Below are 23,954 nucleotides of genomic sequence, written 5' to 3' on the forward strand. Positions count from 1 at the left end.
GCAGCAAAAGTAGTTTTAACCTTAATTTAATACAAGATTTTACTTACAATTTCCTCTTTTTAAAATGAATTTACCAAAAAACATCTTTACAATTTATACCAGCCAAGATAAAGATGTGCTACAGTATTTCTTACTTCATTTACAATCCGTAAAAAATAACTTCAATATTGCTATTTGGAGTGATGATTCCATTGATGACATAGAGCTATGGAAATCAGCAAATGTATCTCGATTAGACGAAACACATGTATTCCCGATTTTATTGAGCAATACTTTTATGAATTCTGAATTTGTCAAAAGCGATGAATTTAGAATGGTGATAGAGCGATATAAAGCGGATAAGGCTGTAATAGTTCCTATAATTCTCGATGACTGCTCTTGGGACGTCAATTTTACTTTTGACCATTGTATTTTTAATTTTAACGAACTACAGGTCTTTCACAAAAATGAAAATCCAATAAGTAACGGGAGTCCAACGGACATAGTTTTTACACAAGTTTCCTATTACATTATGGGTTTGCTCAATTCATTTACAAAAAAGAGTGCTATAGAAAAGCCTGTTAGTACCGAGGAACAGAAGGAGTCAAGTTTAGCAACTGAAGGGCAAATTGCATTTGATTTTTTCGAAGAAAGTGTTACTGAGAGTAAAGACGAGAATGGGATAAAAAACAGGAAAGAAGCAGAGGCAAAAAAGCAGGTTGAAGAAGAGAATAAACTTCTTGAGGAGACAGAGGTTCAAGAGCAGATTATAAAGGAGAGATGGTTAAAGCAGAAAGCGGAGAACCAAAGAATTATTGAGAAAGAGGCCGAGGCTAAGAGAGCAGTAGTTCAAGAAGAAATCCGCGAAAGAGAATTTATAAAGGCACGTATAGCAATAGGGCAGAAAAGACAGGAGCAAGTAACCGAATCATTAAGAGAGCCGGCTTGGGAACAAGGATTTGGCGAAACTGTTACGACCCAAAGAATAACTAATAGAAAGAACAGTCTTGCAAAATACAACTATCGATTCAATAACAAGAATACGATTGAGGCCCGAAGTATAGTTCCAGAAAGAAAGCGGGTTATTGAAGAACCAAAAATTCAGCTAGTAGTAGAGGAGAAAATTAGCGAGAAAATAATATATCCCGTTAGAGAAACGCAACGGGAAAAAGAACTAGAGGAAACAGTAGCAGTAGAGCAAACAGCCACAAGAAAAACTGATCTTGGAAAATATAATTATCTCTTTGATAATAAAAAAGAGGTAGAGGTTTTAAAAGTTGAAATAGAAAAGTCTGACAAAGAAGAAATAAAGAGCCAAGTAGCGGTAGAGAAGGAAAAACGCCGTACAATGCTCAAAGTCTTAGAAGAAACGGAATGGAAAAAGAGACTCGGTGAAAGGGTTGCATCATTGAAAGCAGTTGCAAAAGAAAGTATTTCAAAATGTAAGCATCTGTTAGATAGAAAAATAGAAGCATGGGACAAAAAAGTTGTTCCAGATGAAAGCTCGGGCAGAGAAAAACTAAAGGGCAAACAACGGCCTACGGTGCTTAAATCCTTAGGAGAAACGCAATGGAAAAAGAAATTTGGCGAAAGAGTTACATCGTTGAAAACATCTGCAAAAGAAAGCCTATCAAAATATAGGCAACTACTAAATAAAAAGTTAGAAGCAAAATCCAAAAGAGTTGTTTCCGAAGAAAAATTGGACAGTAAAGAATCAAAAAGCCAAAGGGCGGTAGAGAAGAAAAAATGGACTGAACTACCAAAAACCTTGTCAGAGGTTAAATGGGATTTAAAACTTCATAAAAGGACTGCTGCCCTTAAAGAAGTTGTTAAAAAGTATTTTAACATTGTACAGGGTTCTCTGATTAAAAATATTGCCGCAATTAATAATTTATATAAAGAAGCTAAAAAGAACATAAGTGCAGACAAAAAAACAAGAGTTCGTTCTGGGCTATTGATAACAGCCCTTGCTATTTTTGGAGTAGTAACCTACGTATTTATAGGGGATACTGAAAAACAATCGTTTACACCATCAGAAATTGAGAAAGTAGAAGTGGTTTCCGATGATGTTAGTGTCAATACGGAAAATGCTCATGAGATTAGTGCAGGAGCTAAATTGGAACTAAATGTTGGCGATATGTACAATGGCGGTATAATTTTTACCATTGACCCATCTAATGAAACGGGTAAAATCGCTTATATGGAGGACAAAGGTCCAATGAACTGGAAAAACGCTATGAATATTCACGAGCAATTAGGTGAAGGATGGCGATTACCTGAACTAGATGAATTACGGAGCCTTTATAAAACTATTGGGCAGGGTGCGGATAACAAGGGTAAATTCGTAAAAGAGTTGTATTGGAGTGCCACACCTTTTGATCAGCATCAAGCGCGTCTTGTAAAATTTAGCGATGGTAATGCCTCATATCATTATAATAGTTCTGGAACTCATCGAAAATTTCGAGTTCGAGCCATTAAAGATTTTAAGAGATAGGGGAAGAGTGAATTAACCTTACAAATCAATATTGAAATTCTATTTCATAATTTATAAAGTTGATAGGATAGAGTTGAAAAAATTAGAATCTACTTCCCGATACAAAAATTAGCAAATATATTCCCCAACAATTCATCATTGGTCACTTGTCCTGTAATTTCTCCTAAATGATATAGTGCTTCACGCACATCAATAGCCATGAGGTCGCTAGAGAGGTCTTCTTCCATACCAAATTGGACTTTCTCAATTTCTTCTAGGGCTTTGAGCAATGAATCGTAGTGGCGAGAATTGGTTACAATAGTTTCGTTGTTCCGAAGCGCTCCTGTATTTACAAATTCCAATAAGCTGTTTTTGAGTTCTTCTACGCCTTCACCTGTTTTGGCAGAGAGATAATTTACAGCATCTAGGTGTTGGGCGATAACCTCTTTATCAGCATCACAAAGTGTATCGGCCTTATTTACCAATAGAAGAAGTGGCTTTAAAGGATTTTTATTTTTTATTTTTTCAAAGTCGATAGTGATATTTTTTAGCTTCTCGCTATCTTCTAAAATCTTAGAACCATCTACCAAGAGCAAGATTACCTGAGATTGTTCAATTTTTTCAAATGTTCTTTTGATGCCCATACCTTCAACTACGTCTTTGGTTTCGCGGATACCGGCCGTATCTATAAACCGAAAACTGATTCCCCCAATAGCAATTTCATCCTCAATGGTGTCACGGGTGGTTCCGGCTATGTCCGAAACCAACGCACGTTCTTCGTTAAGAAAAGTGTTTAGCAAGGTGGATTTCCCAACATTAGGTTCCCCAACAATGGCGACGGGAATTCCATTTTTTATTACGTTTCCTACCGCAAAGGAATCTATTAGGCTTTTTAATACTTTTTGAATGCGTGTTAGAAGGTCATTAAACTGAGTGCGATCTGCAAATTCTACATCTTCTTCAGAGAAATCGAGCTCAAGCTCAATGAGCGATGCAAAATTTAAAAGTTCTGCACGTAGGTTCTTAATCTCGTTGCTAAATCCGCCACGCATCTGTTGTATGGCAATCTGGTGGCTAGCGGCATTGTCACTGGCAATAAGGTCAGCAACAGCCTCCGCTTGGCTCAGGTCCATTTTACCATTTAAAAAGGCTCTTAAAGTGAACTCTCCTGCATCTGCAGTTCTACATCCGTTCCTGAGGAACAACTGAATGACCTGTTGCTGAATGTAAGGCGACCCATGGCAGGATATTTCAACAACATTCTCGCCGGTATAGGAATTTGGTCCCTTAAAAACGGAGACCAAAACTTCATCTAATATCTTATTGTCTTCTATAATATGCCCTAAACTAATGGTATGGCTCTTCTTTTTTCTCAAATCTTTCCCGTAGGAAGATTTAAAAAAATTGGCTGCGGTATCTATTGCGGTTTCTCCTGAAATACGGATGACTGCAATTGCACCAGCACCTGAAGGGGTTGCCAATGCTATAATATTATCGTTAGGAACCATTAAAAAGTTTTTGCAAAAATAGGTAAAAACAAGTAGACGGAAATTCTAAAAACAAGCTTCAAAAATTTAATAAAGGAATGTTTTTGGATAAGAGAAAATAAGTAACTTCGCCGTCCATTAACTATTTAAATATATTATTATGAAGAAACGTTTATTAATATTTTCTGTTGTTTTTTTGGGATTCACAACATTTTCATCTGCACAGGATGAAGAGGTCAAAGAGGTTAGGAATGATTCAATTTCTCAAGTAGAGATAGCTCAGAGAGAAGCTAAAGAGCTAAGAAAACAAATTGAAGTAACTGAAAAAGAAGCAAAAGCAGCCGAAAAAGAGGCTAAAGCAGCTGAAAAAGAAGCAGAGGCAATCATAAAAGCACAAAAAGCCGCTGATAAGGCGACTAAGAAACATGAAAAGCTTGCTAGTCAAATCAGCTCAGTAGAAAAAGGATTGAAGAATGATGAAAGTAAGGTTGCGAAAATCAGGGATAAAATGGAGGTTGATAAAATTAAAGGAAAACTTTCTCCTAATGATATTGCCAAAATTGAAAAAAAGTTAGGTAAACTGAAATCAAGTATAAACAAGAATAAGCAAAAATTGATAAAGCTACAGAGTAAGCTTTAAAATAGTAAACTTATTATAGTACAATCCCGTAAGACCCTGTGCTTACGGGATTTTTTTGTTTTTATATTTGGTGGGTATTGTAACATTTCTGGTTTTTGGTCGTCATATCTACAGTAACCCCTTAAAACAATCAAAAAATGGAAATCATCAATCACAACAAAACATTTGAACAAAACAATCAATTGTTGGTAATTGCGCATTTATCGCAGTTTTTAACCTATGTAACCGGTTTTGGCGGTCTTATAGTTCCGCTATTATTGTGGCTTACAACAAAGGATACCGTAAACGGAATGGACGAGCACGGTAAGTCTATCGTAAACTTTCAGTTGACAGTGCTTCTCATTACTATTTTAAGTGTACCGGCCATATTACTTTTTGGCCTTGGTATCTTAAGCTTAATTTTTATAGGCGTAGTAGCTTTTGTAATTCCTATAGTAAATGCGGTGAGAGCTAGTAATGGCGAAAAACCGAGTACATTTATGACCATTCCTTTTATTTCTTAATGTATAAGAAGTTTATAAAAAGTAAAAAGCCTCAAGAAGTAATTCTTGGGGCTTTTTTTTATATTCTAGAGTATCAGTTTAGCTGTTCAGCATAACCGGCATTACAAGCATGGTTACATTTTCGCCTTCATCAAGCCCATCAATAGGAGTAAGGATGCCCGCTCTGTTAGGTAAGCTCATTTCCAATGAAACCTCATCAGAGTTAAGGTTATTCAGCATTTCGGTTAGGAAACGAGAGTTAAAACCTATCTGCATATCATCGCCTTGGTAGGAACAAGTCAAACGTTCTTCGGCTTTATTACTATAATCAATATCTTCTGCAGAAATATTAAGTTCTGCACCAGCAATTTTTAAACGTATCTGGTGGGTAGTTTTGTTAGAGAAAATAGCAACCCTTTTTACGGAGCTCAAAAATTGATTTCTAGCAATAGAAAGTACATTTGGATTCTCTTTAGGAATTACTGCTTCGTAATTTGGATATTTACCGTCTATTAAACGACAGATAAGTTCCGTATTCTCAAAACTGAATTTAGCGTTACTATCATTGTATTCAATAACTACATCAGACTCACTGCCTGCTAAAATTCCTTTCAAAAGAGTTAAAGGCTTTTTAGGCATTATGAATTCAGCAACTTGTGAAGCGGTAACATCTGTTCGTTGGTATTTTACCAATTTGTGAGCATCTGTAGCTACAAAAGTTAGATTCTCTGTAGAGAATTGAAAGAACACACCGCTCATTACAGGCCTAAGGTCATCATTACCGGCCGCAAATATGGTTTTGTCAATAGCGGTTGCCAAGATATCTCCAAGGAGGGTGGTGGAACTAGGATTGGCCAGTTCAACAGCTTTTGGGAATTCCGCACCATCTGCGTATGCCAAAGCATATTTACCATGATTAGAGCTTATTTCTACAGTGTTATTGTCTTCAACAACAAAAGTTAGGGGCTGCTCTGGAAAAGTCTTAAGGGTCTCTAACAGAAGGCGAGCCGGAACGGCAATAGTACCTTGGTTATCAGAATCTACATCTAGCACTGAACTCATTGTAGTTTCGAGATCAGAAGCAGAGACCGTTAATTTGTTGTTATCAAGGTCAAATAGAAAATTGTCTAGAATAGGTAATGTGTTGCTATTGTTGATAACACCACCTAAAACTTGTAATTGCTTTAAGAGATACGTACTGGATACTATGAATTTCATAGGAGAATCGTTATTTCAAATTGTGGTATATAGTGTCTAAAATGTCTCGAATTTAAACCAAGTTTTAAAAAACCTGAGTGAAACAAAGATATTTGAAAAGCATTTTTTAGCGAAACAAACTTATTAACACCTAGGCCCTGTATTTACGTCTTCTAAAATAGCTTAAAATGACTTCAAGAAGAAGTGTTAACCCTATGGGAAGCCCTATATTTATTAGCTATCATTTAGTTTTTTGGTCTGCTATCTTTGGTGGGGCTAGGAAGGGTGCAAAAACTTTTTTATTTTGAATGTTTATAAGTCATTTTTCATCTAAATGGAAATTCAAGGCGTTTATTAAAAATTCTTTGTTATCGTAATAGTTGTTTGTCTACTAGTCATAAACCTATTTCAATGGTCTGTTATTAGGTGTCTAATTGCGGATTATATCACCACCTGAAACTACAAGTATTTAGTTTTCTTCGCCTTGGTCTAAAGCACCTTATAATGAAGTTGATTTAATGCGATTTGCAAATGCCGATGAAAATTTACTGGATGTAAGAAGTGGCTTCCTTTACTCTGCAATTGTATTTCATGCTAGGAAATGGCAATCATAGTGCGACTTAAAGATACTTTAGCACCTGTTAATAAAGAGGTATTGCTTTTAAGTTTGCTATTATCTAATAACTATAGCTAAAAAGCATCACATCAAACTTACTAAGAGAAAGTGATGGTAACCGTATCTCTAAAATCAAGACCTAATAGGGTAGAGGCTCCGCCTACGGTATTTAGGTCGCTCTTGTAGATTGCCAGTTGAATGTAATTAGCACTGTTGAAGAGAGCTAATCGGTCTCCCGCTCCTTTACGCTGACTTTTATCCAAGTCAAAGTTGATGATATCACTATACTTATTATGAATTTTTGTGAATTTGGTTGTGCGAGCGGTAATTTCAAAATCCCGTCCCTTACGATAAGCTTCAAAAAAGTTTCTATTAATATTGGTCACAACATTCCCATAGGCATCAATATAAATAACACTACCTATTATTTTGGTTCCGTTATCCATTACAGTAGGTGAAAATTCACGTAGGTCCTTGAGTTGGTCAAAGGGTTTTCCTACCACCTCTAAAGTGCCGCCGCGGGCAATATGGCAAGCAACTTGTACAAAAACATCCAAAACAGGGAATGATCCATGACTAGGGTTGGGGATATTCAGTTCCACCACCTTTTCTGGCTCAATTTCACTGGTAATTAAGCCTATAACACCATTATTAGCACTAATAAAATAATGGCCGTTTACTAATACGGCTACATGTTGGTTTTCCGGAGTTGGTTCTGAATCTACACCAACAATATGTACCGTACCTTCAGGAAAGTGTTCATATGAATTCTTGAGAATATAAGCGCATTCTTGAATATTGAAGGGACTTATATTATGAGAGATATCAACTATTCTGGCATCACTAAGCTCCTTGTAGATGGTTCCCTTTAGGGTGCCAACAAAGTAGTCTTTAAGGCCAAAATCTGTGGTTAGCGTTATAATTGGATTCATAAATTCTTTTCATTTACAACAAGAAAAATAGGTAATAGCATAGATTGAGACGATTGCCCAGTGGTGCGTGAAACCGTAACAACCATACTAAATCTTTTTAAAAAGAAATGCAAGATGCTATTTGAGAATAAAAGAATCTGATTATTTGAGTTCGCTATCATACAGTAATGTTGATATGTTTTAGTTAGGCAAACTGAAATTTTCGTTAAGTTTGTTAAACAAAATTATAACAAAAAAACAGCCAAGCGAAATATTATGTTCACAGGCTTTCATTTTAACACCTCAACTTTTTGAACGAACTCATAATAGAACTTACCGAGATTAGCCCGAGAGAATTTTTTGGGCAACAAAATGAAAATATCGACCTGCTTAAAAAGTATTTTCCAAAATTGAAAATCGTAGCACGGGGAAGTAAAATAAAAGTCTACGGAGACGAAGAACTCTTAGAGGAATTCGAACGTCGTTTTGACATGATCACCGATCATTTTGGAAAGTATAATAAACTAGATGAGAATGTCATCGAAAGGGTATTGACCAGTAATATATCTACGGATTACGAGACGCCCGAAAGCAGTGATGAAACTTTGGTGCATGGCGTTAACGGAAGGTTGATAAAACCGCAAACCTTAAACCAGCGCAGGCTGGTTGCCGCTGCTAAGAAAAATGATATGGTTTTTGCTATAGGACCAGCTGGTACGGGCAAAACGTACACAGGGGTTGCTCTTGCGGTTAAAGCACTGAAAGAAAAGCAAGTACGACGTATTATCTTAACAAGACCTGCGGTAGAGGCCGGAGAGAATTTAGGGTTTTTGCCAGGAGATTTAAAAGAAAAGCTAGATCCGTATATGCAACCCATATATGATGCGCTACGAGATATGATTCCCGCAGAAAAATTAACGCATTTAATTGAGAATGATATCATTCAAATTGCTCCGTTGGCTTTTATGCGTGGCCGTACCTTAGATAACGCCTTTGTTATCTTGGACGAAGCACAAAATACCACGCACGCGCAGATGAAAATGTTTCTAACGCGTATGGGTAAGAATGCCAAGTTTATGATAACGGGTGATCCGGGTCAGATAGATTTGCCAAGAAGAATGATTTCAGGTCTTAAAGAGGCGCTTCTAATTCTCAAGGATACAGAAGGTATTGAGATTATATACTTAGATGATAAAGATGTAGTACGTCATAAACTAGTGAAGAAAGTTATTGATGCTTATAAAAATATAGAACACCAGAATTAAGTTAGAATTCTCTCTTTTAAATAAAAAATTACGAACATCCGATGAGCAGCACCATTACAGATACAAATTTTGAATTTCCGGGCCAGAAAAGTGTTTACAAAGGCAAGGTGCGTGAAGTATATGAACTTGATAATGGCGTATTGGTTATGGTTGCCACAGACCGTCTATCGGCTTTTGATGTGGTGATGCCAAAGGGTATTCCGTACAAAGGGCAAATTTTGAATCAGATAGCTACCAAAATGATGGAAGCTACTAAGGATATTGTTCCTAATTGGCTAATGGCTACACCCGACCCAAATGTTGCGGTAGGGCATGCCTGCGAGCCTTTTAAGGTGGAAATGGTCATTAGAGGGTATCAGTCTGGTCATGCGGCCCGTGAGTACAAATTAGGTAAGCGTGTACTGTGTGGTGTGGCTATGCCAGAAGGGATGAAGGAAAACGATAAATTTCCCGAGCCTATTATTACACCAGCCACCAAGGCAGAAATGGGTGATCATGATGAGGATATTTCCAAAGAAGATATACTTAAAAGAGGTATTGTTTCTAAGGATGATTACGAAGTATTAGAGAAATATACAAGAGCTCTTTTTGAAAGAGGGACTCAGATTGCTGCAGAAAGAGGTCTTATTCTAGTGGATACCAAATATGAATTTGGAAAGACTAAAGACGGCAAGATAGTTTTGATAGACGAGATACATACGCCAGATTCTTCTCGTTATTTTTATGCGGATACGTATAAAGAGTTACAGGATAAAGACGAGCCTCAGAAGCAATTATCTAAAGAATTTGTGCGTCAATGGTTAATTCAAAATGGCTTTCAAGGTTTGGAAGGACAGACTTTGCCCGAGATGACAGATGCTTATGTAGAATCGGTTTCGGAACGCTATATTGAACTTTATGAAAATATTACTGGCGAAACTTTTGTGAAAGCAGATATATCTGATATACAGAATCGTATAGAGGGTAATGTGCTTAATTACTTAAAGGGTTAAAAACTCTATTTAAGTAGTTTTTTTGCTGAAAAATTCTTCTTTGTTTTAAGTCTCTGAACAATTTTTATAAAAGCAATGGCAGTAATATAGGCATCGCCCAAAGCGGTGTGGCGATCTTTTTTTGTAATGTCAAATTTTTCAGCCAGTTCATCTAAAGAGTATTGTGGCTTTACTTGTAGAAGCGGAGATTTGATTAGGGTTCTTTTGTAAAGGACAGAAGTATCCAAAAATTTATTCTTCAGGTTGGGCATTCCATGACGGTTCAAAGCGTGATTGATCATGTTTCGGTCAAAACCGGCATGATGGGCCACCAATACAGAATCCCCAATGTACTCTAGAAATTTAATCAATGCTTCAAGCTCGGTAATTCGTTCTTGCCTTTCTTCTTGTAAAATTCCGTGAATCTCTATGTTCTTAGCATGGTAAAAATGCTGGTAAAGAAAGACCTCAAAACTATCGTTTATGGGAATACTGTTGTTCTTTATGGACAGGGCACCAATGGACAATATGCGGTCTGCATCATAATCAAAACCTGTGGTTTCTGTATCAAATACAACAAAACGTATTTCGGAAATGGTGTAATCTACCTTCTTTTCGAACTTTGCTTCGTATTCTAACCAAAAATCAGGATAGTTTTTTTTTCGCTTTTTTTTGAAGAAATCCATTAGCCCAGTAGGTTTGTGACTTTAAAACGTATTTTAAGAAGCTCCTGTAAATCTTTTATGGTCTTAAAACTACGTTTTAGTTTAATTTTTTCTTCTTTGGTCAGTTTATTCAAGGCAATGAAACGCCCGGAATCGTTGTGTAAAAGACCGTGTTTTGTTCTAAATTTCAACAAGGCTTTGGTAGCATAAGAGCAAGCTAGAAACAGCTCTTCATTATTTGGCTCTAGTTCAGCCAACTTCTCAAAGCGTTCTGCCGTATTGTTAATGGATTTTACTTGATGAGAGAGTACAAGAACCCTTGCGCCATCTATTAAAGGCATTAGGGCTCTTCGCTTTAAATCGAAAAAATCTTTATACTCGCCATCTTCTTCTACTAGAAAACTTCTGAAAAATCCGCTAGGAGAAGGGCTTTGGAGTGCACCACTTGCCAGGTGTAAAAAGAAAACGGGGTATTTCTCCGTAGTTTCAAAAAGGTGAGCACTTAATTCGTTCACTAATCCAACATCGCCATAGGCTAGGTTATAATCAAAGAATATGGAGGACAACAGTACTTCATCCGGTCCAGGGTTAGTTATCCAGTGGAAGGTACGGTCTTTCCATTCCGCTAGGCTTAAACACCAATCAGGGTTGGAGGCCATCATTTCAGCTGGGCAGTACTCATATCCTATTTTAAATAGTCCCCTTGTGACAAGCTTTGCCAATTCTAAGAAGTAAGTTCGTGTTTCCGTAAGTTGTTCCTCGGGCACATCCTCAAAAACCAAGGCATTATCTTGATCGGTTTGCAGTAATTGTTCGCTACGACCTTGGCTTCCCATGGCTAACCAAGCAAACTTAACCGGTGGTGGAGCATCCATTCTGGACAATGCAATCTTGGTGATTTGTTTGATGCAGGCATCGTTTAACTCCGAAATAATTTTAGAGATAAGTGTTAGTGGTAAATTTTGTTCTAAATATCCCCTTAACAAGTCCATGATTCTTCTACGGACTGTTTTTAGTTTCTTGAATCCGTTGGCTCGTTTTATAGCTTTTAGGAGCACTGCGGGGTTATTACCCAGCTCAAACATAATATCATGCTTACTTATAATACCCACGGCTTCAGAATCTGGGGTACCGTCCATGGTAAGGCATAAGTGGCTAATACTACTTTTCATCATGGCCATTTGGGCCTGTGTGATGGTCATTTTTTTAGGATAGGTAATTACTGGCGAACTCATTACATTTTTAGCACGAGTGGTTATAGGAAAAAGACCGGTAGCAATTTTGTTCCGTAAATCTTTATCCGTGATAATCCCAACGGGAAGGTTGTCTTTTACGATCAATACAGACCCAACCCTTTTTTCGGTCATTGTAGTGGCTATGGTCTTTATTGTCGTATTCTCTGAACAAGAAATTAGTTTTTTGGAATAAGATACGCCTTGTAGGTCTAGTAATTCACTGTTTTTTAAAGGATTGCTTTCTGCGGGTGTTGTACCTTCATAGAGTTTTCCTCTATAACTTTTTGAGTATGGGTTTCGGGTGTTAGAGGCAAAGCTTTCAATTAAGAAAGTACCAACTGCTTTATACTCCTGAATAATGGGCTTAAACTCATTTATTGGAATGGCGTAAAGAATAGTTTCTTCATAAGCTTTAGCGCCAATTTTGTAATTTTCATTCGCAATTAATGGTCGGAGGCCAAAAATATCACCTTCATCACATAAATCTACAACTTCATCGTTCGGCTCTTTGGTAAGAACTACAGCACCTTTGTGCACCACGTAAAAACAGGGGTGAGCTTCTTCTTCAACAGAAAAAATCGCCTCGCCTTTTACTTTGTAGATAATACTTACTTGTTCGGATAGGTTTTCTAGTTCCTTGGTAGCTACTTCGTTGAAAGGAGGGTAGTTTTTAAGGAAATCGGCAACCCGAGCAGAAATCGTATTCTTCATAAAGTAAATTTAAAGCTAAAGTTAGATCAGGACGAGCATAAAAAAAAGAAAAACTAAATAAAGAACTAATACCAAGGTTTCTCTTTCGCTTCTTTTTGTTTGGGTCAAGAGTTTTCAAGAAAGAAGCCTTAACATTTTGAAGTAGGCCAAAGTTATCTGCTATCTTTGATGCTTCAAAAGCATGGTTTTGGGCATATTTAAAGGAAACATAGCAATAAACTTTAGAGAGCTTCTGCAATTTTTTAAGAGCGCTGATTTTTCTAAAGCTATAATGGTTGGCGTGGCGGTTACTGTTCCAATTCTGCTGGGAATATATTTTGACCAGTTAGAAATTGGTCTAGCCATATGTTTTGGGGCTTTTTGGAGTTCCCCCAGTGACGCGAGCGGTAGCTATAGGCATAAGAAAATCGGTATTCTCTTCTCCGCGGCTTTGGTTGTCATCGTAAGCTTTATTGGAGGTTATCTAGATTTGCCCATTTATATTTTGATACCCGTTTTAGGTTTATTGACCTTTTCCATAGCCTATATATCCGTATTTGGTTTTAGGGCTTCATTAATCAGTTTCTCCGGCTTATTGGCTTTGGTTTTAAGTTTTGCACATCAACTGCAGGAATTAGAAGTCTATCAATATGCTTTATTGGTTGGGTCTGGTGGCTTATGGTACCTGCTACTGGCCGTAGTTTGGCACAGTATAAATCCTACCGGAGAAATAGAAGAGACTTTTCAAGAGACCTATCTCTTAACTTCTAAATTTTTACATATTAGAGGGCAATTGATAGAGCCGGGTCTTGATAGACAAAAATTACTTTCGGAACTCCATAAGTTGCAAGAGCAACTTATGGAGAAGCATGAGAAGTTAAGGGAGACGCTTATCCTTTACCGTAGAAGTTCAGGACGCTCTATTTATCACAGTAAGAAATTATTGGTCTTGGCCCAGCTTGTAGAAATGCTTGAAATAGCTATAGCTAAACCTATTAATTACAGTAATATGGCTGTTGTTCTAGAAAAACATCCTCAGTTTGTAGAGCTATTTCAAAAGCTAATGTTTAAAGTGTCCAAACAATTAGAAGAGATAGCTTATGCTGGTAAGAATAAGAGAAAATTACCTCAAAATGGAGAGTTGCAACAGGCTCTAAAAGGTATTGAGAGTGAGATAACCGTATTGAAAGCGAAACCGAATAATGAGAATTTGAGTGCATATTTAATGCTCCAAAATCTATACGAATACCAAGAGCAGCAAGTAGAACTACTAAAAAAGATAAAGTGGTTATTGGATGATCCCAAGGAGGAAGAGTTAGAGTTTATTGATGACAAGTATGCGCGTAAATTTATAGCGCCACAAGATTACGACCCAAAGACGTTGGTGAGTAATTTTAGTTTTGAATCTCTTATTTTTAAGCATGCACTTCGTTTGGCGGTAACCGTAATGATCGGTTATGGCATAGGGACTATATTTGATTTTCAGAATCCGTATTGGATTTTATTGACCATCATTATCATCTTAAGACCTAGTTACGGACTTACCAAAACAAGATCAAAGGATAGGATTATAGGTACGCTTATTGGCGGCGCAATAGCCTTTATTATCGTTTCCCTGGTACAGAACACCTATTTATTTGCGGTATTGGGCATAGGCTCTCTAATCGTAGCCTTTTCTATGCTACAGCGAAATTACAAGACCGCGGCAACGTTCATTACTTTGAGTGTTATTTTTATTTATGGTATTCTCCGTCCTGATATTTTGACGGTTATACAGTTTAGAATTCTGGATACTGTAATTGGCGCAGGGTTATCATTTCTTGCTACTTTGGTGCTGTGGCCCGCATGGGGTTTTCTAAGTATGAATAACAACCTTAGGAATTGCCTGATTGCCAATAAAAATTTCTTGAGAGAGATTGCAGCTTTTTATAGTTTGAATGAAAAAGAACCTACCCCCTTAAGATTAACTCGTAAGAAAGCTTTTCATGAGACCTCTAATTTAAGTGGTGCTTTTCAGCAAATGGTTCAAGAGCCAAAATCAAAACAAAAAAATGTAAATGAAGTATATGAGTTGGTAACGCTGAGTCATGCTTTTCTATCTTCCTTGGCGTCTTTAAGCTCGTATATTCAGAATCATTGTACCACAGAGGCTTCGGAAGGTTTCAAATCCGCCGTGGCGCATATTCAAGAAAATTTGGAAAGAGCTATTGATATACTGGCACATGTGGATGCTAAAGATGATTTTTCACTTAAAATTCAAGAGCAATCTTTTGAGGACAACCGCCAAAAGTTCAACACCATAGTATGGGATTTTGAAAATGCCTTAAAAGTAGGAGGTGAGCGTAATTTACAAGAGGCCCATTTAATTCTAGGGCAATTACGTTGGCTCTTTTCCCTGAGCGGGAAAATATTGAGAATAGCTAAGAAAATAGAAACGGATTAGTTTTCCAGTAGAGTATTATAATGTTAGATTAAAGTATTCTGTCATAATTTGCCTGATAGCTGATTCGTTCAGCGGTTTATACATCATGGCATCAATCTGTTTGTATTGTTCCATTTTCTCTTTGTCGGAAGGAGCGATAGAGGTAGTTAATATAATTACTCTGGTGTTGATTTTCAGGGACATATCTATCTCTTCATAGACATCCATAAATTCCCAAACATCCATAGTTGGCATATTAATATCTACAAATATGAGTTCAGGAAACATTTTTAAATTTGAGAGGTGTTCAAGAGCAGATTTCCCCTTGGTAAAGGAAAGAATATTTGCCGCACAGTTTACACGTTTTAAGTAGGTCTCGTGAATGTAATTTGTAGTGGTGTTGTCATCTACAAGTACAATAGAATTAATCATAGTACGGGGATTATAGATTTATTAAGTATAAATTGTTATTTGCTTTATTAACCATGTTTCATACTATAATCTTTCTTTAGTCAGTTTTCCCATTATATTTTAAATTTTAGGAAAAACCATTGCGAATATGCAAAATTTTAAGCAAATTGTCAACTATAGGGGTCATTTAAGCTTCTCATTTTGATATATAAAAAGCTAAATATGCTTTGTTATCATTGATGTTTTCTTGGTCTTTGTCATGGTTTGTATTGTTTTATTTTAGATTTAATTATTTTAAATTAATTTTCGCTCTACGGCAACTTTTATAAGCGATGCCGCATTAGAAACTTCAAGTTTTTGCATGAGATTGCGTCTGTGCGTTTCCACGGTAAGCGGACTTATAAACAACTCCTCCCCAATGGTATTTGTGGTTTTTCCTTCGGCAATTAAAGTGAGCACATGCTTTTCTCTTCGGGTAAGTTTTGGCAAGTCCGTTCTTTCTTGTGTAACGGAATCCGCAAGAATTTTTTGTACCTCACTACCAAAATAGAAATTACCTTGGTGTACTTGGCTAATGGCATTCACCAATTCATCTGCCGTAGCGTTTTTTAGTAAATAACCCTTTACGCCGTTCTTAATCATTTGGTTAATGATACTGGGCTCACTATAGGTGCTAAGGCCAATAATACCAACATTAGCTCTTATGTTCAGTATCTTAGTAACCATTTCAACACCATTAATATCGGGTAGGTTTACATCCAGCAAAATAACATCGGCAGTATCTTTTTCTAAATAAGAAAGGGTGTCCGTTCCGTTCACAAAATGCGTTTTTACGGTAACACGCTCATCATCACTTAATAATGTTTTAAGCCCTTCAATCACCATAGGGTGATCATCAACTATTAAAATATGTATAGGTTTATGCTGCATCTACATTGATTTGGACGTTAACTGTAGTTCCTTCATTTTCTTCTGAGTGAAATTCTAAATCGCCTTTTAAGTAGGCTACTCTTGTTCTAAGGTTAGAGAGCCCCATACCACCATCTTTAGTTACTATGTTTTCTTTATTAAAGCCAACACCATTATCCTCTACGGTAATATCAACTTTATTGCCATCTCTCATATATTGTACTAAAACATCAGAAGCATGGGCATGCTTTATGGCGTTGTTAATCAACTCTTGAATTACACGGTACATGGTAACTTGTTCGTTTAATCCTATACCTTTTTCAGTACCGTAAAATTGTAAAGTTACTTTTGTATCATTACCGGTCATGCTGCTGCAATAATCTTTAAGTGCCGCTTTAAGTCCAAATTTGACCAAAGTTTCCGGCATCATATTACGGGCAATAGAGCGCAACTCCGTTAGGGAGTCATCAAGATCTTTCATTACCTTTTTTAGTTGAGTCTTAGGGTATTCCTTTGGTTCGTCCTTATCTAGTTTGGACAAATTCATGCTAATACCAGATAATCTTCCGCCTAAGCCATCATGTAAGTCAATAGCTAGCCTTTTTCGTTCTTTTTCCTGACCTTCTATCATGGCAGAAAACACTTCGTTTTCTTGCTTTTGCTTTAGAAGAGCGACTTCTTTTTCTTGTTCACGTTCTTTTTTTCTTGCTCTTCTAAGTTTATCGTTATAGGCGTAGAAACCTAAAAAAAGCAACAACGCTAGTATACTGGCAGTAGCACCTAATAAGTAGGTTTGGGACTTTTTTACCTGTAAAGCTAATGCAGCTTCACTTTTTTCATTTTTAAGAGCAAGAATTTCTTTCTCTTTTGTGGCGGTTTTATATTGTACTTCCAATAACTGCATGTCATTTCCCAGTTCTCCAACCCTGATACTATCTACTGCTATTACATAATCCTTTAAGTAATTATAAGCTGATTGATAATTGTTAAGTGCAGCTTCATATTTAGCTAAACTAAAGTAAGAGCCAGTTTTGTCACTAAACGAATGTTTATTGTCACTAAAGTTAATATACTTTAAAGTGTATTCTTTGGCCTTTTTAAAATCCCCCATTTTATTATAAGTTGAGGCATACCTCTGATAGAGCAGTTTTAAATAAAAGCTTGATGTGTTCTCTTCGTAGAATTCATAAGATTTGTTTAAGGCATCTATAGCTTTTTTATACTCTCCAGACTTACCATAGTAAAGACCAAGTTCTGCATAATAAGAACCTTTGTAGAAAGAATTGGGTATTAGGTCTAGATTTACTTTTGCAATATCCAATACAGATTTCATACGTTTTAATGAGTCCATACTTGATAAAGCGGATGTAAATGCTAAGCTATGATATAGCATATCTTCTGGAGTGCCAACTTCTTCGTATTGTTTTTGACTTATTAAAAACATTTCATAAGCCCTCTTATAAAGCATAATAGTCCCATACTTAATTGCAAGGCTTGTATTGGCGTTGGCTACAAACATTTTATCGCCCATTTTCTGTGCGTAGGGAATGGTTTCCGCAATAAGTTCAATTTCCTTTTCTACATTACCCTCGTAACCATAGGCTACACCTATATTGTATTTGCCACGCAACCATATTTTCATATTGCTGGCAGAAGAGTCTTTTGCAATAAGTTTATCGGCAAAATTGTTTCCTATCGTAAAATATTCTTTTGCACTCTCAGCATCAAAATAGTCTAAGTAACAGCCGGCTACATTAATATTGGCATCTGCCATACCTCTTAGATATTTAATTCTTTTCGCAAGCGCAATGGCGGCAAACCCTTTTTCAAAAGCTTTTAAGGAGTCTATGCCACCGTAGGACCGTGCCAACTCGCTAAGAATATTCACCCGGGTGGTATCTTGCCCTACTAATTTTAAAGCATTTTCTAGACTATCTATTCGCTCTTCTCGTCCCGTTTGGGCAGAACCGGTAAAGGATAGTAAAAGAATAAAAACAAATACTAGAGCGCGCATTTTGGTATAGAAGTTTTTGTTTGTTTACAGCCAAGATACTACAACTACGCGGCACTATAAACACCCTATAATCAATATACTGGAAAACCAGTAGAAAAATATACAAACAACATGGTATTTCAGAAACAAGCATTTAAAAATACCTTGCCATCAGCAAATTATACGAAGTATTTAATAACCATCAAGCTGATTAATTATAGCAGTATTACCGAAAAAACCACTAAAAATAAACACATACTTAAAGATGAAACGAACACTCTTGTTTTATGGTTTACTCTTCTTAACCTTATTAGGTTGTAAATCTCAGCAATACACTTCTGATGAATTACCTGACAAACAATTGGTTTTTGGGTATGGAGGCGGTATGGCCGGAACAGTAGATAGGTATATACTTCTAGAAAACGGACAGTTATTTCATACGAATTCGCTAACCCAACAAACAGAGGAATTAGCCCCGCTATCAAAAAAGGAGGCCAATGCCTGCTTTTTAAAGTTAGAAGAATTAGCACTGTCCGAAACCGATTTTGACCACCCTGGCAGTCGCTATTATTTCTTGGAAGAAGTAAATCAAAATATAAAACACAAAGTCGTTTGGGGATCCAATGATCATAAACCTGCTAAGGCCTATTTAGAATTTTATAATGAGATGAAGAACCACATTAAATAACCAGCTATGAGAAGCACACTATATATAACCACCTTTATTTTCACCTTATTTATAACGGCATCGATAAACGCACAAGATACTTTTGATGATAAAAGACATCAAAAAGGAACAAGTGCCAAGAACCGAACGGTAAAAAAAATAAACATACCTAAGATGGCTACGGCCAAAAAGAGGTCTAGCATAACTGGCCGCACTAATTTTCAAATGCCCTCGGTTTTTAACGTGGGTTCAGGTAATCATAAATATGAACATACGGTTACTGGCAAATCTGAAATCGGAACGCCTCTATTCATTAAGAGCAAGGCAAATAAAGAAGTAGCCTCTGTGGTAGCTAAGCAATCATCTGAGGATGTGGTAAAAGGCTATTTGGCAGATGTAAAGGACCTTATTAAAATTAAGGACCCTGAAACTGAGTTTGCTGAGATATCTAATAAAATCGATGTTTTAGGGCAGAGGCATATTAAAATGCAACAGGTTTTTCAAGGCATAAAAGTATATGGTAGTGAGGTAATTCTACATTTAGATAAAAGCAATAAAGTAAATGCGCTAAACGGAAGAAATAAACCTACGCCTAAAATAGAAAGCACCACTCCAAAGCTAACGGTACAAGACGCATTACAAGTTGTAGAAAGAGATTTAGGTGTATCACTTTCTGAAGGACCTGTACATAATATTATGCCAATATTGGATTCAAAATACGAAGAAGAACTATTGATTTTTCCATTTGAAGGCGAGAATATTCTAACTAGACATTTAACGGTACACCCGAATATAAAAGATAGGTGGGAGTATTTTGTTGATGCACAATCCGGCCGTATTCTAGAAAAGCGCTACCATACCTGTAGTTTTTACTATAAGTACGAGGATGAAAAAACAAACCATAACCATGCTGCATTGGTAGCACCACCAACAACCGGTTCGGGAACTGATTTGAACGGGGTAAACAGACAGTTGAAAACACATGGTGAAGATGGTGTAAACTACATGATCAACACTTCTGAATCTATGTTCAATGCTAGTCAATCAAAACTGCCAGATAATCCTGTTGGGGCCATAGTGACACTTGATTTGAAAAATAAACCACCGGAAGAAGGAGCAAAACTTTATCATGTAACAACTACAGGAAGCACTTGGAATGACCCTATAGCGGTATCTGCGCATTATAATTCTGAGGTGGCCTATAATTTTTTTAAAAATACGTTTAACAGAAATTCTATTAATGGACAAGGAGGTACGATAATTTCGGTAATAAATGTATCTGATGAAAATGAAGAAGGATTTGACAATGCCTTTTGGAACGGAAAAGCCATGTTTTATGGCAATGGTAAAAATGCGTTTAGCCCTTTTGCAGGAGCCTTGGATGTTGGTGGTCATGAAATGTCTCACGGTGTCATTGAGGCTACCGCAAACCTAGAGTATAAGAATCAGTCAGGCGCGATCAATGAATCTTTTGCAGATATTTTCGGCGCTATGATTGACAGAGAAGATTGGTTGATAGGCGAAGATGTAGTCAATACTCAGTATTTTGTTTCTGGAGCCATGCGGGATATGCAAGACCCCAATAATGGGGTCAATCAAGGAGAAAGAGGATGGCAGCCTAAAGATATGACGGAGTTCTATTCCGGGTCTGAAGACAATGGTGGGGTTCACAGAAATAGCGGTATTGTAAATAGAGCCTATTATTTGATTGCTACCGATATAGGAAAGGAGAAAGCAGAGCAAATATACTACCGTGCTTTAGAAACGTATTTAACGGTGTCTTCTCAGTTTATAGATTTAAGAATTGCTATCATTCAATCCGCTACTGACCTGCATGGCGAGAATTCACAAGAAGTACAGTCCACTAAGACGGCATTTGATACGGTAGGAATTACTGAGGGTGAAGCTACTGATACCGATAATGATATCCCAACTGTTGAAGGTGATGAGTTTATATTAAGTTTAGATATTAGAGATACTGACCCTTATACTTTATATGCTTCTGATACCGAGGTTACAAAGTATTATCAACTAACGACTACTGGCGTTTTTAGAAAACCTAATGTTGCAGACGATGGTAGTTTTGCCATCTATGTGACGGATGAGAACAAAGTCAATATGCTGTCTTTAGATTTAAATGCACCGCAGGAAGAGGTTGTTTCTGATGAATCGCTTTGGGGTGGGGTGGCACTCTCAAAAGATGGCACTAAACTAGCTATGATTTTTAATGATGAGTCTAATGTTATTTACATATCAGATTTGGTAAGTGGTGAATTCAAGGAGTTTGAATTGTACAACCCCACATCTGCCGATGGCGTAACTACAGGTGAAGTATTATATCCTGATGCTTTAGAGTGGGATTACTCAGGTGAGTATTTAGTATATGATGCCTTAAACCGGTTGAATAATGCTAATGGTGAAGATATAGAGTATTGGGATGTTGGTGCGCTACATGTATGGGATAATAGCTCTAACACATTTGGTAGTGGAGCTATTCAAAAAATATTCTCCAACTTACCCGAAGGTGTAAATATCGGTAATCCTTCCTTCTCAAAAACCTCTGGTAACATTCTGGCTTTTGATTATTTCGATACTCTTGAAAATACGTATAAGGTAATCACTGCAAATATTGAAACAGGCACTTCGCAAGTTGTATATGAGAACAATAAATTAGGTTTTCCCAATTATTCTAAAACCGATGACAAGATTATATTCGACACCTATAATGGTAGCGATGAAAATATCATGTCCATTGATATGGCAACCGATAAAATGACGCCTACAGGTAACTTGGTTGAATTGATTCCCAACGGTAAATGGGGTGTTTGGTATACGGTTGGTTCTAGAAGTACGCTAAGTAGCGAAAAGGAGATAACCGATTTTAGATTTAATGTTACCGCACCATCTGTAATTGGGGCTATCAACGGAAATAACATTACCATAGAGCTACCGAATAACATCAACCCTCAAAGTTTAGTGGCCACATTTGCCCATTCCGGTAGGGCAACGGTTACCGTTGCGGGAGTTACCCAACAAAGTGGGGTAACCATAAATGATTTTACTAACCCTCTTATTTATACGGTTACTGCGGAAGACGGGTCTACAAAAGATTTTACGGTAAGTCTAGGGGAGAGTACTTCTATTGACCCTAATGACACAGATAATGATGGCGTTGTTAATGAAGATGATCTATGCCCTAATACACCATTTGGTGCTATAGTAGATGTTACAGGTTGTGAAATATTCTCACTACCTAGCAATAACTTCACGGTTTCTACCAAAGGCGAATCTTGTGTAGGCAGTACTAACGGTAGTATCACTATCAATGCAAACGCTGACTATGACTATACAGCAACATTGACCGGAAACGGAGTAAGTAAAACCAATAACTTCACAAACTCTGTTTCTTTTGCTGATTTAGAAAGTGGGTCTTATACGGTGTGTATGACCGTTAACGGAGAGGCCGGGTATAAGAACTGTTATGATGTTAATGTATCTGCATCAGAGGCACTTACGGTAACATCAAAAGTGAATTTAACTGCAAAATCGGTAACACTCAATTTATCTGGAGCGGAGGAATATACCATCTCACTTAATGAGGAAACGATAGTTACTGCAGCCTCTGAGGTGACCATACCTGTCTACGCATCTACCGCAAAACTCACCATTAAAACAGATAAGGATTGTCAAGGGGTGTATGAAGAAGAACTTGATTTTGAAGAACAAGTTATCATCTATCCTAACCCTGTTGAAAATGGTGAAATTTCAGTGGTATTAGGCAAGACTTCAGAACAGGAAGTGCCCATTCAACTGCATACTTTTGATGGTAAAATGGTAATACAAGAGGTCATAGAACCCAATACGAGCACCATTATAATTGATGCAAACAGTCTGACAGCAGGGGTTTATGTATTGTCAGTTCAAATAAACGGAGATACAAGAACATTTAAAATCATAAAACAATGAGAATATTAAAATCAACACTGTTTTTGCTGGTGCTATTGGTAATGACGGCATGCCCAGGCAGTAAAGATGATGGTCCGGATGTGGACTCAATAGGGGATCCTGGTAGTGTAACCTTGATTTTCCCGGATAACAATTCCGAGTGTACTGAAGGTTCAACGGTCAACGATTTGCAGAGTGCCATTACTTTTCAATGGCAAGCTTCAGAAAATGCAGATAGCTATGAAGTTATTGTAAAGAACCTTGAAAATGGAGATACTCAAAAAACAGAATCCAATAGTAACGAATCAACCATCACATTGAATAGTAATACGCCCTATGAGTGGTTTGTGGTAACTAAAAGCAATGATTCGGAAACGGCTCCTGAAAGTGCTACTTGGAAGTTTTATAATGCCGGTGAAGGCGTGGTGAATTACGCGCCATTTCCAGCAGAAGCTTTGTACCCAAGTAGGGGAGGGACGATTTCTGTAAATACTAGTATAGCGTTGGAATGGAAGGGTGATGATGTAGATAATGATATTGTAGAATTTGAAGTGTTTTTTGGTACAGATGCTAATCCCACAGTTTCTATTGGGAGTACAACTGAAAATGCAATAGCTGCGAATGTAATTTCTGGCCAAACGTATTATTGGCAAGTGAAAACAGAAGATGCAATAGGCAATACGTCAATATCAGAAATTTTCAATTTTAAGGTGGAATAAAAATATAGTTAAGAAAAATCGACTCATAATCAGCTGTAAATTTCTATTGCTTTTGACCATTTTTATGGTTGGACGTACGAAAGATAGTAGTGTTAGATTTGAAGAAAATGGAGTTTTTGGTCCCTCTTATTATCGTGGGAATTAAGTTGGATTTTAAGTTTCGTTTATTGTTGAGAGCCCTGTTTAATTAAGACGGGGCTCTTTTTGTTTCATAACCTATTTGCTTTCTACTGGTAATCCAGTAGAAAAAAATACAATCAACATGGTATTTCAAAAA

At 37.0% G+C, this 23,954-nt stretch carries 17 protein-coding genes; 9 read left to right on the plus strand and 8 right to left on the minus strand.

Annotated elements, in window-relative coordinates:
- Positions 1-64 precede the first annotated feature (64 nt).
- A complete protein-coding gene (locus tag IWB64_RS14295) occupies positions 65-2,473 on the plus strand; it encodes an Lcl domain-containing protein (RefSeq protein WP_194534639.1) in 2,409 nt (802 codons plus the stop codon).
- Between the two features lie 89 nt (positions 2,474-2,562).
- On the opposite strand, the gene mnmE is transcribed toward IWB64_RS14295, so the two are convergent.
- The gene (gene mnmE / locus IWB64_RS14300) at positions 2,563-3,960 is read right to left on the minus strand and encodes a tRNA uridine-5-carboxymethylaminomethyl(34) synthesis GTPase MnmE (protein ID WP_194534640.1); all 1,398 of its coding nucleotides are present in this window, start codon (positions 3,958-3,960) and stop codon (positions 2,563-2,565) included.
- A gap of 139 nt (positions 3,961-4,099) precedes the next feature.
- Between mnmE and IWB64_RS14305 the strand changes: the two genes are divergently transcribed.
- Together IWB64_RS14305 and IWB64_RS14310 are read left to right on the plus strand one after the other, a co-directional pair.
- The gene (locus IWB64_RS14305) at positions 4,100-4,579 is read left to right on the plus strand and encodes a hypothetical protein (protein WP_194534641.1); all 480 of its coding nucleotides are present in this window, start codon (positions 4,100-4,102) and stop codon (positions 4,577-4,579) included.
- Positions 4,580-4,716: 137 nt separating this feature from the next.
- Positions 4,717-5,082, plus strand: a complete 366-nt coding sequence (locus IWB64_RS14310) for a DUF4870 domain-containing protein (protein ID WP_194534642.1) — start codon at positions 4,717-4,719, stop codon at positions 5,080-5,082.
- A 78-nt stretch (positions 5,083-5,160) separates the two neighbouring features.
- Here IWB64_RS14310 and dnaN read toward each other — a convergent pair whose 3' ends face one another.
- Together dnaN and IWB64_RS14320 are read right to left on the minus strand one after the other, a co-directional pair.
- Positions 5,161-6,279 carry a DNA polymerase III subunit beta gene (dnaN, locus tag IWB64_RS14315; protein WP_194534643.1) on the minus strand — a complete coding sequence of 373 codons (1,119 nt, stop codon included), beginning with the start codon at positions 6,277-6,279 and terminating at the stop codon, positions 5,161-5,163.
- 693 nt (positions 6,280-6,972) lie between these two features.
- On the minus strand, positions 6,973-7,806 hold the full coding sequence (locus tag IWB64_RS14320; protein WP_194534644.1) for an SAM hydrolase/SAM-dependent halogenase family protein: 834 nt from the start codon (positions 7,804-7,806) through the stop codon (positions 6,973-6,975).
- Between the two features lie 290 nt (positions 7,807-8,096).
- Here IWB64_RS14320 and IWB64_RS14325 point away from each other — a divergent pair, with 290 nt between their 5' ends.
- Together IWB64_RS14325 and IWB64_RS14330 are read left to right on the plus strand one after the other, a co-directional pair.
- Positions 8,097-9,050 (plus strand): PhoH family protein, encoded by a 954-nt coding sequence (locus IWB64_RS14325; RefSeq protein ID WP_194534645.1) that lies wholly within the window; start codon positions 8,097-8,099, stop codon positions 9,048-9,050.
- Between the two features lie 41 nt (positions 9,051-9,091).
- Entirely contained in the window at positions 9,092-10,042 is a 951-nt protein-coding gene (locus IWB64_RS14330) for a phosphoribosylaminoimidazolesuccinocarboxamide synthase (RefSeq protein ID WP_194534646.1), read from the plus strand.
- A 5-nt stretch (positions 10,043-10,047) separates the two neighbouring features.
- Here the strand turns inward: IWB64_RS14330 and IWB64_RS14335 are convergent, their stop codons facing one another.
- Entirely contained in the window at positions 10,048-10,707 is a 660-nt protein-coding gene (locus IWB64_RS14335) for a 3'-5' exonuclease (RefSeq protein WP_194534647.1), read from the minus strand.
- Positions 10,707-12,632: a DUF294 nucleotidyltransferase-like domain-containing protein gene (locus tag IWB64_RS14340; protein WP_194534648.1), complete on the minus strand. Its 1,926-nt coding sequence runs from the start codon at positions 12,630-12,632 to the stop codon at positions 10,707-10,709. Before IWB64_RS14340 ends, IWB64_RS14335 begins: the two co-directional genes overlap by 1 nt.
- A 187-nt stretch (positions 12,633-12,819) precedes the next feature.
- Here IWB64_RS14340 and IWB64_RS14345 point away from each other — a divergent pair, with 187 nt between their 5' ends.
- Positions 12,820-15,054, plus strand: a complete 2,235-nt coding sequence (locus IWB64_RS14345) for an FUSC family protein (protein WP_226975903.1) — start codon at positions 12,820-12,822, stop codon at positions 15,052-15,054.
- A gap of 15 nt (positions 15,055-15,069) precedes the next feature.
- Here IWB64_RS14345 and IWB64_RS14350 read toward each other — a convergent pair whose 3' ends face one another.
- From IWB64_RS14350 to IWB64_RS14360, 3 genes are all read right to left on the minus strand, one after another.
- On the minus strand, positions 15,070-15,465 hold the full coding sequence (locus IWB64_RS14350; protein WP_194534650.1) for a response regulator: 396 nt from the start codon (positions 15,463-15,465) through the stop codon (positions 15,070-15,072).
- Positions 15,466-15,738: 273 nt separating this feature from the next.
- Positions 15,739-16,374 (minus strand): response regulator, encoded by a 636-nt coding sequence (locus IWB64_RS14355; protein ID WP_194534651.1) that lies wholly within the window; start codon positions 16,372-16,374, stop codon positions 15,739-15,741.
- The gene (locus IWB64_RS14360) at positions 16,364-18,367 is read right to left on the minus strand and encodes a tetratricopeptide repeat-containing sensor histidine kinase (protein ID WP_194534652.1); all 2,004 of its coding nucleotides are present in this window, start codon (positions 18,365-18,367) and stop codon (positions 16,364-16,366) included. Before IWB64_RS14360 ends, IWB64_RS14355 begins: the two co-directional genes overlap by 11 nt.
- A 244-nt stretch (positions 18,368-18,611) precedes the next feature.
- Here IWB64_RS14360 and IWB64_RS14365 point away from each other — a divergent pair, with 244 nt between their 5' ends.
- Genes IWB64_RS14365 through IWB64_RS14375 form a run of 3 tightly spaced genes read left to right on the plus strand, consistent with a single transcriptional unit; the run spans position 18,612 to position 23,677 of the window.
- On the plus strand, positions 18,612-19,034 hold the full coding sequence (locus IWB64_RS14365) for a hypothetical protein (RefSeq protein ID WP_194534653.1): 423 nt from the start codon (positions 18,612-18,614) through the stop codon (positions 19,032-19,034).
- A gap of 6 nt (positions 19,035-19,040) precedes the next feature.
- Positions 19,041-22,979 (plus strand): M4 family metallopeptidase, encoded by a 3,939-nt coding sequence (locus IWB64_RS14370; RefSeq protein WP_194534654.1) that lies wholly within the window; start codon positions 19,041-19,043, stop codon positions 22,977-22,979.
- Positions 22,976-23,677, plus strand: coding sequence for a hypothetical protein (locus tag IWB64_RS14375; protein ID WP_194534655.1), 702 nt, complete (start codon positions 22,976-22,978; stop codon positions 23,675-23,677). Before IWB64_RS14370 ends, IWB64_RS14375 begins: the two co-directional genes overlap by 4 nt.
- The last annotated feature ends 277 nt before the right edge of the window (positions 23,678-23,954 follow it).

Source organism: Zobellia nedashkovskayae (genome assembly GCF_015330125.1).
GTDB lineage: Bacteria > Bacteroidota > Bacteroidia > Flavobacteriales > Flavobacteriaceae > Zobellia > Zobellia nedashkovskayae.

Excerpts from the sequence above, each read along its gene's own strand:
- IWB64_RS14335 (WP_194534647.1), bottom strand. The coding sequence starts at position 10,707 with ATGGATTTCTTCAAAAAAAAGCGAAAAAAAAACTATCCTGATTTTTGG.
- IWB64_RS14340 (WP_194534648.1), bottom strand. The coding sequence starts at position 12,632 with ATGAAGAATACGATTTCTGCTCGGGTTGCCGATTTCCTTAAAAACTAC.
- IWB64_RS14365 (WP_194534653.1), top strand. The coding sequence starts at position 18,612 with ATGAAACGAACACTCTTGTTTTATGGTTTACTCTTCTTAACCTTATTA.
- IWB64_RS14330 (WP_194534646.1), top strand. The coding sequence starts at position 9,092 with ATGAGCAGCACCATTACAGATACAAATTTTGAATTTCCGGGCCAGAAA.
- IWB64_RS14310 (WP_194534642.1), top strand. The coding sequence starts at position 4,717 with ATGGAAATCATCAATCACAACAAAACATTTGAACAAAACAATCAATTG.
- dnaN (WP_194534643.1), bottom strand. The coding sequence starts at position 6,279 with ATGAAATTCATAGTATCCAGTACGTATCTCTTAAAGCAATTACAAGTT.
- IWB64_RS14370 (WP_194534654.1), top strand. The coding sequence starts at position 19,041 with ATGAGAAGCACACTATATATAACCACCTTTATTTTCACCTTATTTATA.
- IWB64_RS14350 (WP_194534650.1), bottom strand. The coding sequence starts at position 15,465 with ATGATTAATTCTATTGTACTTGTAGATGACAACACCACTACAAATTAC.
- IWB64_RS14305 (WP_194534641.1), top strand. The coding sequence starts at position 4,100 with ATGAAGAAACGTTTATTAATATTTTCTGTTGTTTTTTTGGGATTCACA.
- IWB64_RS14295 (WP_194534639.1), top strand. The coding sequence starts at position 65 with ATGAATTTACCAAAAAACATCTTTACAATTTATACCAGCCAAGATAAA.
- IWB64_RS14320 (WP_194534644.1), bottom strand. The coding sequence starts at position 7,806 with ATGAATCCAATTATAACGCTAACCACAGATTTTGGCCTTAAAGACTAC.
- mnmE (WP_194534640.1), bottom strand. The coding sequence starts at position 3,960 with ATGGTTCCTAACGATAATATTATAGCATTGGCAACCCCTTCAGGTGCT.
- IWB64_RS14375 (WP_194534655.1), top strand. The coding sequence starts at position 22,976 with ATGAGAATATTAAAATCAACACTGTTTTTGCTGGTGCTATTGGTAATG.
- IWB64_RS14355 (WP_194534651.1), bottom strand. The coding sequence starts at position 16,374 with ATGCAGCATAAACCTATACATATTTTAATAGTTGATGATCACCCTATG.
- IWB64_RS14360 (WP_194534652.1), bottom strand. The coding sequence starts at position 18,367 with ATGCGCGCTCTAGTATTTGTTTTTATTCTTTTACTATCCTTTACCGGT.